The following is a 16,308-nucleotide window of genomic DNA, read 5'->3' as shown; positions in this document are numbered from 1 at the left end:
TCACTGAAGATTATTTTTTTGTCCAGCCTAGCCCCATTGAGCCTTCGCCCAGGTGTGTGCCAATGACGGGACCGAAATAACTTAATTTAAAGTTAACATTCGGGTAGGTTGCTGCTAATTGTGCTAGCCATTCTTCGGCTTCTGCCTGACAATTGGCATGGATCACGACAGCGTCCATTGCTTCATACTTACTAGCATCCTCTGCTAGTAGCTCCTCTGCACGCTTTAATGCTTTTTTACGTGTACGAATTTTTTCAAAAGGTACAATGACCTTGTCCATAAAATGCAGTACTGGCTTTACTTGTAATAAGCCGCCAATTAATGCTGCTGCTGCAGACAGACGTCCCCCTCGTTGTAAGTGCGCTAAGTCATCTACAATGAAGTAAGCACGAATTGTTTGCTTCATGTCCGCCAATGTAGCAAGAATTTCTTTTGCGGAAAAGCCTTGTGCTGCCATTTCAGCTGCTCGTAGAACATAAAAACCCTGTACCGCACAGGATATTTCACTATCAAAAGCATACACATCAATGCCTTCTACCATCTCGCCTGCTTGAATGGCACCTTGATATGTTCCACTGATTCCACTTGATAAATGAATAGAAATTACTTCGTCATACTCTTTTGAAAGCTCTTCAAAGAGAGCAACAAATTCTCCAATTGGGGGCTGGGTTGTTTTCGGGAATTCTTTTGCCCCGCGTACTTTATCATAAAATTCAGATGCCGTGATATCTACTTCTTCTGCAAATAGTTGTCCTGAGATATTTACACTTAACGGAATCATATGAATGTTTAAGCGCGCTCGTTCCTCGGCCGAAATATATGCAGTACTATCTGTTACGATTGCTGTCCTCATCCATGTCCACTCTCCTATTCTAATAGTTTACAATCAATTGCGCCTCGGCGCAATTGTTGCTGTCGCTTCGCTTTCGCACAGATAAAACATTTGTTGCTGTCGCTTCGCTTTCGCACAGAAAAAAATTGTTGCTGTCGCTTTGCTTTCGCTACAGTAAACATTTGTTGCTGCCGCTTCGCTTTCGCTACAGATAAAAAAATGTTGTCTGGGTTTTGAATGATGCTTGCTTTATCGTCATTCAGTAGGAACCCACTAAAAAAAGAAATGAATGTGAAATGAATTACGACATTACGTAATCTGTCTGAATGTCGAATAGAAGTAAGTCCACTTCACTCTTTCATCATTCTAGACGTCTGCTAAATTGTTATCTTAGCATTCATTTCACATTCATTTTCTATGTATTTCTCTTAGTACCAGAGGTTGAACTTTATTCGATTAAAGAATATAGGCTCATCACCTAACCTAAGGCTGATTTCCATAGGCAAGTCCAATGAACGTTATCACAAGGCTTTTTGCCCGTCGTTCCACTAGTGTCTTATCTTTGTCGCTATGCCCTAAAATCACTCAACCTCAACTTTTAGTGATGAGCCTTTCATGAAGATATCCTAACTTTATCTGCCAGTACTCGATTCAGTATAAAAGACACTTGTAACCTTCCAATGTCCATCTTCTTTAACGAATACTGTCACTTGTTGTCCTGCACTTTCATGCTTTACATTTGTTTTAGTTTGTACAACATGCGATGTTAGATTTGAATAAACCTGCGCTTCATCCGTGCTATATTTTATAATTGTAGTATTTTTAGCATCACGTTTAACGTCTGACTGTTTAAATACGTCTGTAATATATTCTTTTTCTTCTTCATAATTGAAACCTTTTGGATTCTTTGAGAGTGTTTGCATATAACGATCAATTTCTTTTGAATTGAGAGCTGCAATATATTCATTAAAGGCTGCTAATATCGCTTTTTCTTCATCAGCAGGGACATTTTCTGCCTTTGTTATTTTCCCACCATTCGCTTCAAACCCTACAGTTCCATCATCAATGATTTTTTGTCTATCTTCTGAACTCATTTCTTCTTTTTTATTACCACAGGCAGTTAACATTAATGCAGTTAACATTAATAAGGTAAAAACTGCTAAAAAACTTTTCTTTAACATAAAAAAACCTCCCGCGCATATTGTAGCATATAAATCCCGTTGCAGGAATTTTGTTGTGCTTTTTCAACATTTAGGTGCTACATCTTCCTTATGACGCGCGTACTATTAAAATGTTGCACGATTTATGTGATCATTATGTATAAATTTCGCCACAAAAGAGCAGCGGCATACTTATATTAAAAAAACTGTTTTAAAAACTACTATATAATATAGTAGCCTTTAAAAACAGCTATCGATTATGCCTCGTAGGACTCAGCTTTGTGCTTAAGTCTGCATTTGCCGCAGGACCTGGCGTTCATTCTTGAGTTCCTCTATGTCAGCGGATGTTTGGACACCCGCTGATAGTTAAGTTCATGTATGTTATTAACGTACTTCAACCCAGCCATTTTTGATGGCTGTCACAACAGCTTGTGTACGGTCGTTTACATTCATTTTTTGTAAAATGCTTGAAACGTGGTTTTTAACTGTTTTTTCAGAAATGAACAGTGTCTCACCAATTGTACGGTTAGATTGCCCATCTGTTAATAATTGTAATACTTCACATTCACGTTTTGTTAGTAAATGGAATGGACGACGAATTTCTGTTTGATGGAAGTTACCTTTATTTTCATGCTCAGAAAGACGACGGAATTCCGCTACTAAATTTTTAGTTACTTTTGGATGTAGGTAAGATCCACCATTCGCAACTACTTTAATAGCTTCAACGATTTCGTCAGCATCCATCTCTTTTAGCATATAGCCAAGTGATCCAGATTTTAGTGCGTGTGTTACGTATGTTTCATCATCATGAATAGATAACATAATAACCTTTGCATCTGGGAATTCATTTATTAAATCTGCCGTTGCCTCTACTCCATTTTTCCCCGGCATATTTATATCCATTAATACTACATCTGGTTGATTTTCAGCATATAAAGAAACCACATCTGTACCATCGTCACCTTCTGCTACTACGTCAAACGTATCTTCAAAATCTAAAATACGCTTTACTCCTTCGCGGAATAGCTGGTGATCGTCTACAATAATAATCTTCGTCATTTGTCTTTACCCCCTAAATTCTCCAACAATCGTTTTACGCTACTTCTAACGGAATTTTAAATAAAACCGTCGTACCTCGATTTACCTCACTTTTAATTGAGATTGTCCCATCCAAAATTTCGATACGTTCTTTCATACCTAAAATCCCAAAAGAATGATCTTTAACTTTCTGCGAATCAAAACCTATGCCATTGTCCTTTACAACAATATTTACGGCATTCTTCAACCATTCAAGTTTTACCCAAATATCCTTACATTTCCCGTGCTTCATGGCATTTGTTACACACTCTTGCACTAATCGGAAAATAGATATTTCATAGTTTGATGGTATACGCTTTTCGGTGCTCCTCGATTGAAAATGAACTTCAACACCGGGATTATATTCAGTAACGGTCGATAAGTATTTTTTTAATGTCGGAACAATACCTAAATCATCAAGTGCCATTGGTCTTAAATCATAGATTATACGTCGCACCTCTGATAATGCATTACGTACGGTTTTCTTTAAATCGGCAATTTCAGCTAAAGCATTGTCAATGCCCTTTTCACGATACGTTCTGTCTATTAAATCAGTGCGCATAAGTACATTTGCTAGCATTTGAGCAGGCCCATCATGAATTTCCCTAGATAGGCGTTTACGCTCCTCTTCTTGTGCTGCAATAATACGTATACCAAAATCTTGTTTCATTTTTGCTTGTTCAAGTGCTAAACCAACATTCTTTAAATCTGAAGTTAAGTAATTCAAAACGACATTTACTTGATTGACAATATGATCTGCACGTTCAATAGTATCGAGTAATGCTCTTAATCTTCTCTCTAAATCATCTCTTTTATCACGTAGCTGCTTTTCCTGTGTTCTAATAACAGAGAGCTTCACTTGAAAATCCTGTGCAGTTTCATATGCTTCTCTAACTTGTTCTTCGGTATAATTATCAAAAGCTTTACTCACTAGCACAAGTCTTTGCTTAGCAAGCTGTGTACTTTTTTCTAAAGCATCGCCTTCATCAATAACAATTGAAACTTGTTTTCGAACAATTTCTAGCTCGTTTTGCATATCTTCGAAACTTCTTCGGCTTTGTTCACTTATAATAAAGATATCATCTTTTGAGCTCATGATTGTTTCTAACATTCGATTAAATATGTCATCAAGCGACTTTAAATCGAAGGTATCATTTGAAAACATAGTATACTCCCCAGTCTAATGTCTTATGATTACTAACTATTTTCAATAGACCAATTACATAGTCTATACCTATTATAGCATCCTCATGTTAAAAATTAATGCTTTTTCTTTATGAAAATTATAGAATAGAACTACTTTAAAGGAGATTGATATCGATGAGAGAAAACTATTTAACTGTAAAAGGATATGGAGAAAGTGAAATTGTTATTTCAAAATCTCGTTTCCTTACTTATATAGAACGTGTAGAAACGGAAGAGGATGCAATTTCTTTTATTGAACGCATAAAAAAATTGCACCATAATGCAACACATAATTGTTCAGCCTATATTATCGGAGAACATGATCATATTCAAAAAGCAAATGATGATGGGGAACCTAGCGGCACAGCAGGCGTCCCTATGTTAGAAGTCCTAAAAAAACAAGGGTTAAAGGATACGGTCGTTGTCGTCACACGCTACTTTGGTGGCATTAAGCTTGGCGGTGGCGGTCTTATTCGTGCGTACGGAAAAGCGACAACAGAAGGTTTGCTTGCTGCTCAAGTAGTTGAACGTAAGCTTCACCATTTCATGAAAATTGCTGTTGATTACACATGGCTTGGTAAAGTAGAAAATGAAATTCGAGGTTCTTCGTATACTTTAGAAGAAATTCGCTACTTGGAAGGCGTCGAAATTATTGTTTCCGTGTTAAAAGAGGAAGAAGAACCGTTCCGAAACTGGGTAACAGAACTGACAAACGGACAAGCAAACATTACTTTTGAGAATGCTCAATTTATTGAATTTGTTGTGAAATAAATAGTTTTAATTGTCGAAAACTAAATATCCATAGTATAATTTTAATATTGAGCTATTTTATCATTTGCACATTTGTTTGAATAAAGTTTAGTTTAACCGCATTATTATTCCGAAAATTCAGAGGAGAATATATTAAAAATGAAAAATAGAAATAAAAAAAGCAAAAAGAAGTCTTCCAAAACTTCTATAATTATAAAAGTTTCCATTCTTCTTGTTGCTAGTTTACTAATTTGCGCGACGGCATATGGCGTATATATTGCGAAGCAAGCAAAACATGCTATTGACTCAGCGCATGAAGAATTAGAAGGTCGAGACATTTCTGCACTTCGTGATGCGAAGGTAGAACCAATTCATGATAATGTTTCAGTCCTATTTGTCGGTGTAGATGATAGTGAAAACCGAGGACAAGGCTCTGAGAATTCACGTTCAGACGCGCTCATTCTAGCAACATTAAACAATAAAACGAAAACGGTGAAAATGCTCAGTATCCCTCGAGATTCGTATGTTTACATTCCTTCTGTAGAACATAAGGATAAAATTACTCATGCACATGCCTATGGAGGAACACTTTCAACAATTGATACTGTAGAACAACTATTAGATGTGCCAATTGACTATTATGTACGTATGAACTTTAATGCGTTTATTGATGTTGTGGATGCATTAGGTGGAATTGAAGCTGAAGTGCCTTATAAGTTACACGAAAAAGATGAATTCGATCGCAACGCCATCAACTTAGAGCCTGGTTTACAGCACTTAAACGGAAGTCAGGCACTTGCACTCGCAAGAACACGTAAGCAAGACAGTGATATTGAACGCGGCAAGCGTCAACAAGAAATTTTAACAGCGATCATCAATAAAGTTTCTTCTGTAGGATCTATTACAAAATACGATGATGTCATTAAAGCACTTGGTGATAATATGAAGACAAATATGACATTTAGCGAAATGAAGTCATTCCTATCTTATTTAACACAAGGGATGCCACGTATTGATTCTTTAACATTAGAAGGTACAGATGATATGTCTACTGGTGTTTACTACTATAAATTAAATCAAGAATCGGTTGATGAAGTGTCTGAAACTCTTAATAACCATCTTGACACCAAAAAAGCGTCTAGTAGCTTAACGAATAAAAATACTAATAATGCTAACGCTGTTGGCGATGATGCCACTGATAGCAATAACGCTCAATAACTGCAAAAGCCTTTCCACGTTAAATATATTTGTGGAAAGGCTTTTTGTATGGCATGATCTTGTAGCACTTATTGACCTGAGTTTTGCTCCATGTTATTTTATCGCGATTCGCCACTAAAAGTATGAGTTCCGCCGCTAACCTAAGGAGGAACGCCGCTAAAACACGAAGTTGCGCCGCTAACCAAGCAAAGAACACCGCTAAACCCCAAAATTCCGCCGCTAATCAAGCAAGAACGCACATTGCCGTTTTTCTCTTTATCCGAGCACCAATTAAAAAAGCAACCATCCATAAAGTGGATGGTTGCTTGAATGTTTTATTTATTAAATATCCGCACAAAATTCAACAGTGGTTTATAGTTTTTACCCGCCAGTCCAATGACTTCAACCAAAATTTCAATGGCTGTTAAAATGACAGCTACGAGTAAAATGGCGCCCCATACTTTTGCCATTGAGAAGATGATGGCTGCTAAACCAAACATGATAGCAATCCCATAAATAATAAGTACTGTTTGACGATGTGTGAAGCCCATATCTAGTAAACGGTGATGCAAGTGTGATTTATCTGGATCAGACCATTTTTTCTTCATACGTACGCGACGAACAATCGCAAAGAATGTATCAGAAATTGGCACACCTAGTATAATAACCGGAATAATTAATGTTACGACCGTTACATTTTTAAATCCAAGCAATGCGAGCACTGATATCATAAAGCCAAGGAATAAGGCTCCCGTATCTCCCATGAAGATTTTCGCTGGGTGGAAATTGTAAAATAAAAATCCAAATGTTGCTGCTGCTAAAATGGCTGCAATTGCTAAAACGAACATATTGCTCATGATAAATGCCATAGCCGCTAAAGTTATGAGGGCAATCGTTGAAACACCTGCCGCTAAGCCATCTAAACCATCGATTAAATTAATGGCATTTGTAATACCAACAATCCAAATAACTGTTAAAGGGATACTTAGTAATCCAAAATTTAATTCGCCAAAAAATGGTAAATTAATCATCTCAATATGAATGCCACCTACAAAAATGACAATAAGTGCCGCAACAAGTTGACCTACTAATTTGGCTTTTGCGGAAATTTCACGCATATCGTCTATGACACCTGTTGCTACGATAATACAAGCCCCAATTATAATTGCCAGTAAAAAATCACTACCATGTTCATTGTATATCAATATCGGCCGGAAAATAGCCACAGCTATTAAAAACGCAAGGAAAATCGCCAATCCCCCAAGTCTTGGCATAATTCGTGCATGTACTTTTCGATAGTTCGGTGCATCAACAGCACCTATTCTGAATGCTAATCGTTTAACTAGTGGAGTTAACAATATTGAAGCAACAAATGCTGCTATTAAAGACACGTAGAGCATGTCTCTCCTCCTCAAAAAAATAATCTACATTTAAATTCTAATTGATTATAGCACGAACAGACGCCGAAATATACTTTTTCTATTTATTTTCCACCATTTCACAAATATTATTCCTTTTTTTGAAATGGAAGAATGCTGCATGTCAAATCTAGTCATCATTCGTAAAATTTGATAAAATAATGGAGTGTCTAGCATTTAGACAACTTAAAAGGAGCGTAAATTTCATGTTCTCAATTTTTAAACGCAACAATGAGCAAACTAGTGCTCGTCAATTAAAGCGCTACTATAAAATAGTAGATCAAATTAATAGTCTTGAAGAAAATTATGTGAATAAGTCAGATGAAGAATTAAAAGAAATGACTTTTATTTTCAAGGATCGTTTAGAACAAGGTGAACCAATTACATCTATCATCCCGGACGCATTTGCTGTAGTACGCGAAGCCTCAAAACGTGTATTAGGTATGCGTCATTTTGATGTACAGCTTATCGGTGGCCTTGTTTTAACTGAAGGCAATATTGCAGAAATGCCTACAGGTGAAGGTAAAACGCTTGTCGCTTCCCTTCCTTCATATGTACGCGCATTAGAAGGTAAAGGCGTTCACGTCATTACAGTTAATGACTATCTAGCTAAGCGTGACTACGAGCTTGTCGGCCAAATTCATCGTTTCCTTGGCTTAACAGTTGGTTTAAATATCCCAATGATGGAGCCGGATGAAAAAAAAGAAGCCTATAACGCAGATATTACATATGGTGTCGGTACTGAGTTCGGATTTGACTACTTACGCGACAACATGGCACATAGCTTGGCTGATAAAGTACAACGTCCTTATCACTTCGCCATTATCGATGAAGTCGATAGTGTACTGATTGATGAGGCAAAAACACCGCTTATTATCGCTGGGAAAATGGGAGCGAATGATGAACTACACCGCATTTCCTCTATGCTAGCTAAACGTTTTAAAGAAGAAGAAGATTACGATTTTGATGATGAAACAAAAGCTACTTCTTTAACTGATAAAGGCATTGAAAAGGTTGAGGCTGCCTTCAATGTTGATAATCTATATGATCTGGAACACCAAACACTTTACCATTACGTGATCCAAGCAGTTCGTGCACACGTAATGTTCAAGCGTGATGTTGATTATATCGTAAAAGATGACAAAATCGAGCTTGTTGATATGTTCACAGGTCGTATTTTAGAAGGTCGTTCACTATCTGATGGCTTACATCAAGCGATTGAAGCAAAAGAAGGCGTAACGATTACTGAAGAAAATAAAGCACAAGCACAGATTACCATTCAGAACTACTTCCGTATGTATCCTAAGCTTTCTGGGATGACGGGTACAGCGAAAACACAGGAAAAAGAAATTCGTGAAGTGTACGGCATGGAAGTTATTCAAATTCCAACAAACCGTCCTCGTAAACGTGTCGATCAGCCTGATATTATCTTCAAAAAACAGGAAGATAAATATAAGTACGTGGCTGCCGAAGCTAAACGTCGTCATGAAAAAGGACAACCTGTTTTAATTGGGACAACGTCAATACTGCAATCTGAAACAGTTGCCGAACATTTAAAGAAGGAAGGCTTAACGTTCCAATTGCTGAATGCTAAAACAGTTGAGCAAGAAGTTGAGCTGATTTCACAGGCAGGTCAAAAAGGGCGTATTACTGTAGCAACCAATATGGCTGGCCGTGGTACAGATATTATGCTAGCTGAAGAAGTTCACGAGCTTGGAGGCTTATTTGTCATCGGTACCGAAAAGCATGAAAGCCGTCGTGTAGATAATCAGCTACGTGGTCGTTCAGGTCGCCAAGGCGACATCGGTGAAACCCGCTTCATTCTCTCTATTGAAGATGATATGTTCCGCCGTTATGCAAAAGAAGAGGTTGAAAAATTCTCAGAAAAAATGGTTGTCGATGAAAAAGGCATCATCCAAAATAAAGAAGTTCAAGAACTCATTAACCGTACACAACGTATTGTAGAAGGCTCTCAATACGGTATGCGTGAATACAACCTAAAATTAGATGATGTGATCAATGACCAGCGTACAGTTATTTACGGTCTACGCGATAAAATTTTAGCTGGTGAAGATTTAATGGGTGAGCTGAAAAAAATGCTAAGTGAAACAGTTGATTTTGCTGTAAGAGAAGCCGCTCCAGATGAACTCCCTTCAGTGGAATGGGATTATGATCAAATGGAACGCTCTCTCAATTCACTATTTATGACGCCTGTCACAATTGACCGTGAAGTGGGCAAAGTAAAACAAATTTTAGCTGATATTCAGCCTTCTGAACAAGAGTTGCTTGATCGCATGGAACAGTTTGCTGGCAATGATGAAGTAATGGCTGTTATCCCACAAGTAATGCTAAGCTATCTTGATAGTAGCTGGGTGAAACATTTAGAAAACATGGCACACTTAAAAGAAGGTATCGGCTTACGTCATTACCAACAAGAAGACCCGATGCGAATTTACCAACGTGAAGGCCTAGAATTATTCGGCAAGAATTTCCAAGAATTACGTCGTTCTATCATTATAGAAATTACAGGCTTCATGAAAATGATTGAAGCACAAATGGAGGTACAATAATGGGCTTATTCTCATTCTTTAAAAAATCAGATAAACTTGGGCAAGAAAATACAATCGATTCTAAGGATTTACTGCAAAACATCAAGGTAGAAAATACAAACAATAACCGAGATGTTGTGACGAAATTATCATACCATCCAGATTGGGAAGTACCTCAGGAGCAAAAGTATATATTCAACTTCCTTGCTAATGAGCTAGAACCGTTGAAACCAAATCAATTATCACTTTCTTCTATTAGTATTGAAGAAGACAAACGCTCAAAAAAATGGCAAGTGCGTGCATTTTTCCGCTCATCCTTACCTCAAGCGATTGAGCTAGGTGAAATTGAACTATTCATTATGGATAAAAATGATGAGCTTGTAGCATCGAAAACATTCGACTTCGCAGCACTTGGAACAATTCCAGCAGAAAGTGCTCGTCCATGGGTATTTGATTTTGAAAAATCAACGATCAAAGTCGATAAAGTACCAGAAGATGGCTGGAAAATTGCATTCAACCTTGTTTCTCTTCGCGGTCACCAATTAGAATTAGATCCATCATGGGAAAAGCAACTCCCTGCCGCACAAAAAGAGGAACTTGCCAACATCGTAAAAACTTTACCGAAGTTAGGTGAAACAGAAGTAAACTTCACCGGCCTACAAGCGAAACTTGCTGATAACGGTAATTTAAATGTGTCTATCTTCATCCGTAACGGACATAATAAAGCGATTAACCTAGAACAATTACCACTAGAAATTATTGATGCAACAGGCAAACAAATTGCTAAAGGTTCATTTAAAATGGATCCAATATTAACTGTGCAACCAAACTCAACAAAGCCATGGACATTTATCTTCCCTGCAGAGCTTGTTGACGCAAAAGATGCCGACCTTTCTCGTTGGACAGCACGTGTAACACAATAAAGTGACACTTTACGGGCAAATAATCTCCTTACACTCGGAGTGAGAGCCTTAAACTTAACGCTTCTCTATACATGAATGCCCATTAATGCAACATCGAAAACCCTTCTTTCCTATTGAAAGAAGGGATTTTTCGTTTGTTCGCTTTAGTAGCGATGTTCTACCTTTATCAGCGATATTCTACCTTTTATCAGCGTTTTATCTGGTTTTATCAGCGATTCTTCGATTTTATCGGCGATCCCACTTCTATCAGCGATGTTCTACACTTTATCAGCGTTGTTCACTTTTTATCAGCTATATGCACACTTTTATCAGCGTTGTCCGCCTTCATCTCCATGAAAAAAGCGATTTTTCCCGTATAGGCAAAAATCGCTTTTACTTTATTTAATAGCGTCCAATCGTTTATAAGCTACTAATCTTGTTGACCAGTAAGAGTATGTAACGTCTGAAATTTCAACACCGTCTGACCCCGCGTGGACAAATTTATTGTTGCCTAGATAAATACCCATATGGGATATTCCGTCTTTATAAGTATTTTGGAAAAATACTAAATCTCCCGCTACCGGATTTTTAACTTGTGTTGTATTACCGTAAAAATATCCTTCGCTACTGTCTCTTCCAATTTTTAAACCGCCTTGATTAAAGGCATAGTAAATAAGGCCACTACAATCTAAACCTTCCGATGTGTTGCCACCGTAAAGATATGGTGTTCCTACTAATGACTTGGCTACTTCTACTGTTTTCTTATAAATAGCTTGTCCATTAGCAGCAGGATCTTTAGATGTGGATGTTCCTGCATCTGAAGATCCGTTATTATGTACTGTTTCATTCTCGGGTATTGAAGCTACCGAAGATAATTTTAACACCTGTCCAATATAAATCGTGTCTGTCTTAAGACCATTCCAGTCTTTGATGTCCTTAACTATCACATTATATTGCTTAGCAATTTTGGACAATGTATCACCTTTAACTACTGTATGGGAAGCAGTTGCGGGTTTTGATGGTGTTGTCGGTTTTGTAGTTGATGGATTCGAGGGTTTTACCACAACATTAGTAGCTTGTTTTGAAACTTCAAGCTTTTGTGCGACATAAATCATATCATTCTTTAAATTGTTCCAGCTTTTTATGTCTTGAACTGTTACTTTATGGTTTTGAGCGATTTTCGTTAGAGTGTCGCCTTTTTGCACCGTATACGTAGCTGCTTCTGCAGTTTGAAATGCTAAAAAAGAAGTAGCAATAGTGCTTAATGCAAGGATTCTTAATTTTTTTGTTTTTTTCATATCAATTTGCCTCCGTTCGTGCTAAAATATTTCCTTGTGTGTCTATCATACTAGAGATTTTTGAATTGAGGTATCGGAAAAACTGACTATTTTTCAAACAATTTAGGAATCTTGCTGATTCCGACAGATTCTGACAAATTGTAGGAGAATATTAATTGCAAGATTAGTATTCATATGATAACATACACATCAGTATTTAAAATTTTTAGAAAGTTTCATCTTTTCAATTTTAAAGGAGTTTTAATTTTTATGAAAAACATTTTGCTTTTCATCAAAGAGAATTTAGCAGTAGGTTTACTATTATTTGCCTTATTCTTAGGCGCCGGAAATATTATCTTCCCCCCATTATTAGGTCAACAAGCTGGTGAACATATAACGACAGCCATGATCGGCTTTTTAATAACAGGTGTTGGATTACCGCTATTAGCCATTGTTGCGATTGCGAAGGCGGGTGGCGATTTACAAATACTAGCGAATCGTGTTGGCCCTACCTTTGGTGTTATTTTTACATCAATCGTATATTTGGCGATTGGACCATTTTTTGCAGTGCCACGTACGGGGTCTGTATCCTTTGAAATCGGGATCGTCCCATTTCTTCCAGAGGGATTAACGGATCATTGGGCGCCTCTTTTCATTACTTCAATCATATTTTTCGCCTTAATACTATTATTAGCGATTAACCCTTCAAAGCTTGTCGATCGCGTAGGGAAAATTTTAACGCCTGTTCTATTAGGTGTTATTCTATTACTAGCTATTAAGAGCTTTATTTCACCAATGGGTGAACCAGGAGCAGCTTTAGGAAAATATACGGAGACACCATTGACTGAGGGCTTTGTGCAAGGCTATTTAACAATGGATGTACTAAGTGCACTTGTTTTCGGAATCGTTATTTTACAAGCATTGCGCGACATGGGTATGTCAAATACTAAAAAGCAAGTCAAAACGACAATTTTCGCAGGAATTATTGCGGCTATTGGCTTATCATTTGTCTATATCGCACTTGGACAAATTGGTAACACTAGTATCAATGCAATAGGAACTTTTGATAACGGCGGTACAATCATAGCGAAGTCAGCTGAGGCTCTATTCGGTAGACTCGGGACTATTATATTATCTGCTACAATTTTACTAGCATGTATATCTACTGCTGTAGGTTTACTAACTGCCAATGCTCAATTTTTCAATAAACTATTTCCTAAAGTTTCGTATAAAACGTTTTTAGTAATTTTCACAATATTCAGTGCAGCTATAACAAATGTAGGTCTTTCTACAATTATTAGTGCATCACTACCTGTATTATTAATCATCTATCCGCTTGCAATGGTATTAATGGTTCTGTCACTTTTCGATCACTTCTTTAAAGGCGGAAAAATTGTTTACATTTTAGCGTTAATTCCTACATTCTTTGTTAGTCTGAATGATGGTTTAAAGCAAATGGAGATTCATATTGCTCCATATGTGAACATTTTAAAAGCTCTACCATTATACGAGCAAAGTCTTGCATGGCTTGTACCTGCAATCATTGGTGCGCTGATCGGCTTGATTATTCATAACCTCACAAAAAAATCAAAGAAGACTTCTCTAATTTCTTCATCTAACTAGAATCTGCTTGCTTTTTGCGAATAAGCCTCAAGCTTCCTATAGACAACGACGGTCTATGAATCTTGCATAAACTTACTTATTCGCAAAAGGCTAACAGATTTTTTTTGTCATAATTCCTCTACTTTCCCTATTCACGCTCATATGGAAAATCATGTATACTAAAGGAAATTCGAAAAGAGGTGTCCAATGAAAAAAGTATTGTGGTCATTCGTATTTGTTCTAAGCTTTTTCATCATTCCATTTACCAATGCTTCTGCTGCAGGCAATGAACAGCAGCTTGTAAAAGAAATCAAAGGAATTATCGAGGAAAATTATGTAGGAACCATCCATGGCAACTTGCAAAAAGCTAAAACAATTTCTGAAATCATTGATATGCTAGACCCTTATTCTACATATTTTACGAAAAAAGAATTTGAGGATTTTATAAATAGCATCGATCTATCAACAATTGGGATTGGTGTGATCATCGAAGAACATGAAGACGGTATTCATATTTTACAAGTGTTTGAGGACAGCGGCGCATCGGATGCGGGTGTAGTTGCTGGAGACATTATTACTGCCATTAACGGACAATCCGTAGTAGGAACCTCTACACAAGAAGCCTCCTCCCTGTTAATTGGAGATGAAGACACTACAATAGAAGTGACACTCCAGCATGCAGATGGGACAACTTCTACGACAAACGTCATAAGAAAAAAATTCACATTACCGAATGTGGAATCTGAATTATTATTTGGGGATGTCGGATATATTGCTATGTCATCATTCTCAGAAGACGGTGCAAAACTAGTAAAAAATGCGCTTATTCAATTAAAACAGCGTGGCGCAACTTCTTTTATCGTTGATTTACAAAACAATGGCGGCGGCTATGTGACAACAGCTGAGGAGATGGCAGGGCTATTCCCAAAGGCGAAAATAGCTTATTTACTAGAACAAGCACACGCCTCTTACAAAGTACGTGCTGGCATTCAAAATGAAAAATTCCCAGCTGATACTCGTATTCTTGTAAATCGCTATAGTGCTAGCGCCTCTGAAATGTTAGCAGCATCATTACAAGATCAGCAATCTGCTATTTTATATGGAGAAAATACGTATGGAAAAGGCTGTATGCAAGGCTTTTTTGAATTGCAAGATGGTAGCTATTTAAAGCTGACTGTCGGTAATTTTACAGGCCCTTTAGGAAAAACAATTAATGAAGTTGGAGTAAAACCGAACATCCCTACAAAGACTGCTCCTATCTTCCAGGCACATTATGATGCAATAAAAGCACAACATACAAATTATAAAGAACTTGCAAGCTTAAAAAATGTAGCAGCTTCTAAAACCTTTACGGTGAAATTCTCTCAAGCACTCTCTTCACAGATTGCTAATGGTAGTGTACAACTCGTCGCTTTAGGAGGTAACGAGGTACCTATTTCTACAAAAGTTAATGGTCGTTCATTACTTGTTACTCCATTAAAGCCGTTAAACAGTGGGCAAGAGTATATGCTACTTGTTCATCCATCTATTCAAAAAGAAACAGGCAATAAGCTTCAAAAAGGCGCTTATCTTCATATTACAGTTAAGAAATAAAAAAATTCCTCTCATCCTTTATTAGTGATGAGAGGAATTTTTTTATTTATAACGAACCAAGCCCTTTATTCGGCCTGAGAAATTTCTCTTACAAAGTATAAATGAACTAAGTCGCTCGCTAACTCGCATGGTAGTTTTTTGTGTTCAAGTAAATTAGTTAGTATTAAACGCTCTAAGGACCCTACAAAACTATCTACAACGATGTCTTGGTCTACACAATATGATTGTATTATATGGGCACAATCATAACGATGTATAAGGTGAGTAAATTGCTGTGTAAGTCGAGATTTAACTGCAAGTGACTGCTCAGATTCAAATAATCCGATTTTTGTTAATTTTGGGTTTTCGATTATGTAAACGAATAACATATGAACTTTTTGCTTTAGCTCTCTAACAAAGCCTTCTAATCCCTCTTCAACTTCTTCTGATTGTTTATTCATAATTTCATCAAATCCACGTTGAAATCGTGAATTCAGATCGTTGTAGAGAGAGTCCTTGCTTTCAAAATATAAATAAAAAGTTGGCTGTGTTACATGAGCAGCTTTTACAATATCACTAATTTTGGTTTCGTGATAACCTTTTTCAGAAAATAACTCTAAAGCTTTTTCAAGTAATAATTGTTTACTTCGTTCACCATTTGAATTAACCTTCCTACCTCTTGCCATACTTCCTCCCTTATCATAATTTGTAGTAGACTTAGTCCTTTATGCATACAGAGCACTGCGATATTATCCATATGTTCATAAAAAATTCCACACTGAATTAA

Annotated in this window: 14 protein-coding genes; 6 read left to right on the top strand and 8 right to left on the bottom strand. The window is 37.0% G+C overall.

Going from position 1 to position 16,308, the window contains the following annotated elements:
• Positions 1 to 10 precede the first annotated feature (10 nt).
• The 5 genes from MWJ95_RS05780 to MWJ95_RS05760 form a co-directional block, all read right to left on the bottom strand.
• The gene (locus MWJ95_RS05780) at positions 11 to 853 is read right to left on the bottom strand and encodes a DegV family protein (RefSeq protein ID WP_249073458.1); all 843 of its coding nucleotides are present in this window, start codon (positions 851 to 853) and stop codon (positions 11 to 13) included.
• Between the two features lie 14 nt (positions 854 to 867).
• Positions 868 to 1,014: a hypothetical protein gene (locus MWJ95_RS05775; protein WP_249104712.1), complete on the bottom strand. Its 147-nt coding sequence runs from the start codon at positions 1,012 to 1,014 to the stop codon at positions 868 to 870.
• 450 nt (positions 1,015 to 1,464) lie between these two features.
• Positions 1,465 to 2,013, bottom strand: a complete 549-nt coding sequence (locus MWJ95_RS05770; protein WP_249073459.1) for a nuclear transport factor 2 family protein — start codon at positions 2,011 to 2,013, stop codon at positions 1,465 to 1,467.
• A 363-nt stretch (positions 2,014 to 2,376) separates the two neighbouring features.
• Positions 2,377 to 3,051 (bottom strand): response regulator, encoded by a 675-nt coding sequence (locus MWJ95_RS05765; RefSeq protein ID WP_249073460.1) that lies wholly within the window; start codon positions 3,049 to 3,051, stop codon positions 2,377 to 2,379.
• Positions 3,052 to 3,085: 34 nt separating this feature from the next.
• Positions 3,086 to 4,234, bottom strand: a complete 1,149-nt coding sequence (locus MWJ95_RS05760) for a sensor histidine kinase (RefSeq protein WP_249073461.1) — start codon at positions 4,232 to 4,234, stop codon at positions 3,086 to 3,088.
• 155 nt (positions 4,235 to 4,389) lie between these two features.
• Between MWJ95_RS05760 and MWJ95_RS05755 the strand changes: the two genes are divergently transcribed.
• Positions 4,390 to 5,025 carry a YigZ family protein gene (locus MWJ95_RS05755; RefSeq protein WP_249073462.1) on the top strand — a complete coding sequence of 212 codons (636 nt, stop codon included), beginning with the start codon at positions 4,390 to 4,392 and terminating at the stop codon, positions 5,023 to 5,025.
• Between the two features lie 138 nt (positions 5,026 to 5,163).
• A complete protein-coding gene (locus MWJ95_RS05750; RefSeq protein ID WP_249073463.1) occupies positions 5,164 to 6,222 on the top strand; it encodes an LCP family protein in 1,059 nt (352 codons plus the stop codon).
• Positions 6,223 to 6,536: 314 nt separating this feature from the next.
• Here MWJ95_RS05750 and MWJ95_RS05745 read toward each other — a convergent pair whose 3' ends face one another.
• Complete coding sequence (locus tag MWJ95_RS05745; protein ID WP_249073464.1) at positions 6,537 to 7,601, bottom strand: glycosyltransferase family 4 protein; 1,065 nt, start codon at positions 7,599 to 7,601, stop codon at positions 6,537 to 6,539.
• Positions 7,602 to 7,825: 224 nt separating this feature from the next.
• On the opposite strand from MWJ95_RS05745, the gene secA2 reads away from it, so the two are divergent.
• Positions 7,826 to 10,189 carry an accessory Sec system translocase SecA2 gene (gene secA2 / locus MWJ95_RS05740; RefSeq protein ID WP_249073465.1) on the top strand — a complete coding sequence of 788 codons (2,364 nt, stop codon included), beginning with the start codon at positions 7,826 to 7,828 and terminating at the stop codon, positions 10,187 to 10,189.
• The gene (locus tag MWJ95_RS05735) at positions 10,189 to 11,091 is read left to right on the top strand and encodes an accessory Sec system S-layer assembly protein (protein ID WP_249073466.1); all 903 of its coding nucleotides are present in this window, start codon (positions 10,189 to 10,191) and stop codon (positions 11,089 to 11,091) included. The genes secA2 and MWJ95_RS05735 overlap by 1 nt, the downstream gene beginning before the upstream one ends.
• A 377-nt stretch (positions 11,092 to 11,468) precedes the next feature.
• On the opposite strand, the gene MWJ95_RS05730 is transcribed toward MWJ95_RS05735, so the two are convergent.
• Positions 11,469 to 12,368 carry a C40 family peptidase gene (locus tag MWJ95_RS05730; protein ID WP_249104711.1) on the bottom strand — a complete coding sequence of 300 codons (900 nt, stop codon included), beginning with the start codon at positions 12,366 to 12,368 and terminating at the stop codon, positions 11,469 to 11,471.
• 249 nt (positions 12,369 to 12,617) lie between these two features.
• On the opposite strand from MWJ95_RS05730, the gene brnQ reads away from it, so the two are divergent.
• Together brnQ and MWJ95_RS05720 are read left to right on the top strand one after the other, a co-directional pair.
• Positions 12,618 to 13,970: a branched-chain amino acid transport system II carrier protein gene (gene brnQ / locus MWJ95_RS05725; RefSeq protein ID WP_249104709.1), complete on the top strand. Its 1,353-nt coding sequence runs from the start codon at positions 12,618 to 12,620 to the stop codon at positions 13,968 to 13,970.
• A gap of 186 nt (positions 13,971 to 14,156) precedes the next feature.
• Complete coding sequence (locus MWJ95_RS05720; RefSeq protein ID WP_249104707.1) at positions 14,157 to 15,542, top strand: S41 family peptidase; 1,386 nt, start codon at positions 14,157 to 14,159, stop codon at positions 15,540 to 15,542.
• A gap of 65 nt (positions 15,543 to 15,607) precedes the next feature.
• On the opposite strand, the gene MWJ95_RS05715 is transcribed toward MWJ95_RS05720, so the two are convergent.
• Positions 15,608 to 16,207, bottom strand: coding sequence for a TetR/AcrR family transcriptional regulator (locus MWJ95_RS05715; protein WP_249104705.1), 600 nt, complete (start codon positions 16,205 to 16,207; stop codon positions 15,608 to 15,610).
• Between the last annotated feature and the right edge of the window lie 101 nt (positions 16,208 to 16,308).

Origin of the sequence: Lysinibacillus sp. Bpr_S20 (assembly GCF_023337835.1) — a bacterium.
Classification (GTDB): Bacteria; Bacillota; Bacilli; order Bacillales_A; family Planococcaceae; genus Lysinibacillus.
This window is presented reverse-complemented; position numbering and strand designations above follow the sequence as displayed.

What these genes read in the sequence shown, in the direction of transcription:
- MWJ95_RS05780 (WP_249073458.1), bottom strand. Translation starts at nt 853, where the DNA reads ATGAGGACAGCAATCGTAACAGATAGTACTGCATATATTTCGGCCGAG.
- MWJ95_RS05775 (WP_249104712.1), bottom strand. Translation starts at nt 1,014, where the DNA reads ATGTTTACTGTAGCGAAAGCAAAGCGACAGCAACAATTTTTTTCTGTG.
- MWJ95_RS05770 (WP_249073459.1), bottom strand. Translation starts at nt 2,013, where the DNA reads ATGTTAAAGAAAAGTTTTTTAGCAGTTTTTACCTTATTAATGTTAACT.
- MWJ95_RS05765 (WP_249073460.1), bottom strand. Translation starts at nt 3,051, where the DNA reads ATGACGAAGATTATTATTGTAGACGATCACCAGCTATTCCGCGAAGGA.
- MWJ95_RS05760 (WP_249073461.1), bottom strand. Translation starts at nt 4,234, where the DNA reads ATGTTTTCAAATGATACCTTCGATTTAAAGTCGCTTGATGACATATTT.
- MWJ95_RS05755 (WP_249073462.1), top strand. Translation starts at nt 4,390, where the DNA reads ATGAGAGAAAACTATTTAACTGTAAAAGGATATGGAGAAAGTGAAATT.
- MWJ95_RS05750 (WP_249073463.1), top strand. Translation starts at nt 5,164, where the DNA reads ATGAAAAATAGAAATAAAAAAAGCAAAAAGAAGTCTTCCAAAACTTCT.
- MWJ95_RS05745 (WP_249073464.1), bottom strand. Translation starts at nt 7,601, where the DNA reads ATGCTCTACGTGTCTTTAATAGCAGCATTTGTTGCTTCAATATTGTTA.
- secA2 (WP_249073465.1), top strand. Translation starts at nt 7,826, where the DNA reads ATGTTCTCAATTTTTAAACGCAACAATGAGCAAACTAGTGCTCGTCAA.
- MWJ95_RS05735 (WP_249073466.1), top strand. Translation starts at nt 10,189, where the DNA reads ATGGGCTTATTCTCATTCTTTAAAAAATCAGATAAACTTGGGCAAGAA.
- MWJ95_RS05730 (WP_249104711.1), bottom strand. Translation starts at nt 12,368, where the DNA reads ATGAAAAAAACAAAAAAATTAAGAATCCTTGCATTAAGCACTATTGCT.
- brnQ (WP_249104709.1), top strand. Translation starts at nt 12,618, where the DNA reads ATGAAAAACATTTTGCTTTTCATCAAAGAGAATTTAGCAGTAGGTTTA.
- MWJ95_RS05720 (WP_249104707.1), top strand. Translation starts at nt 14,157, where the DNA reads ATGAAAAAAGTATTGTGGTCATTCGTATTTGTTCTAAGCTTTTTCATC.
- MWJ95_RS05715 (WP_249104705.1), bottom strand. Translation starts at nt 16,207, where the DNA reads ATGGCAAGAGGTAGGAAGGTTAATTCAAATGGTGAACGAAGTAAACAA.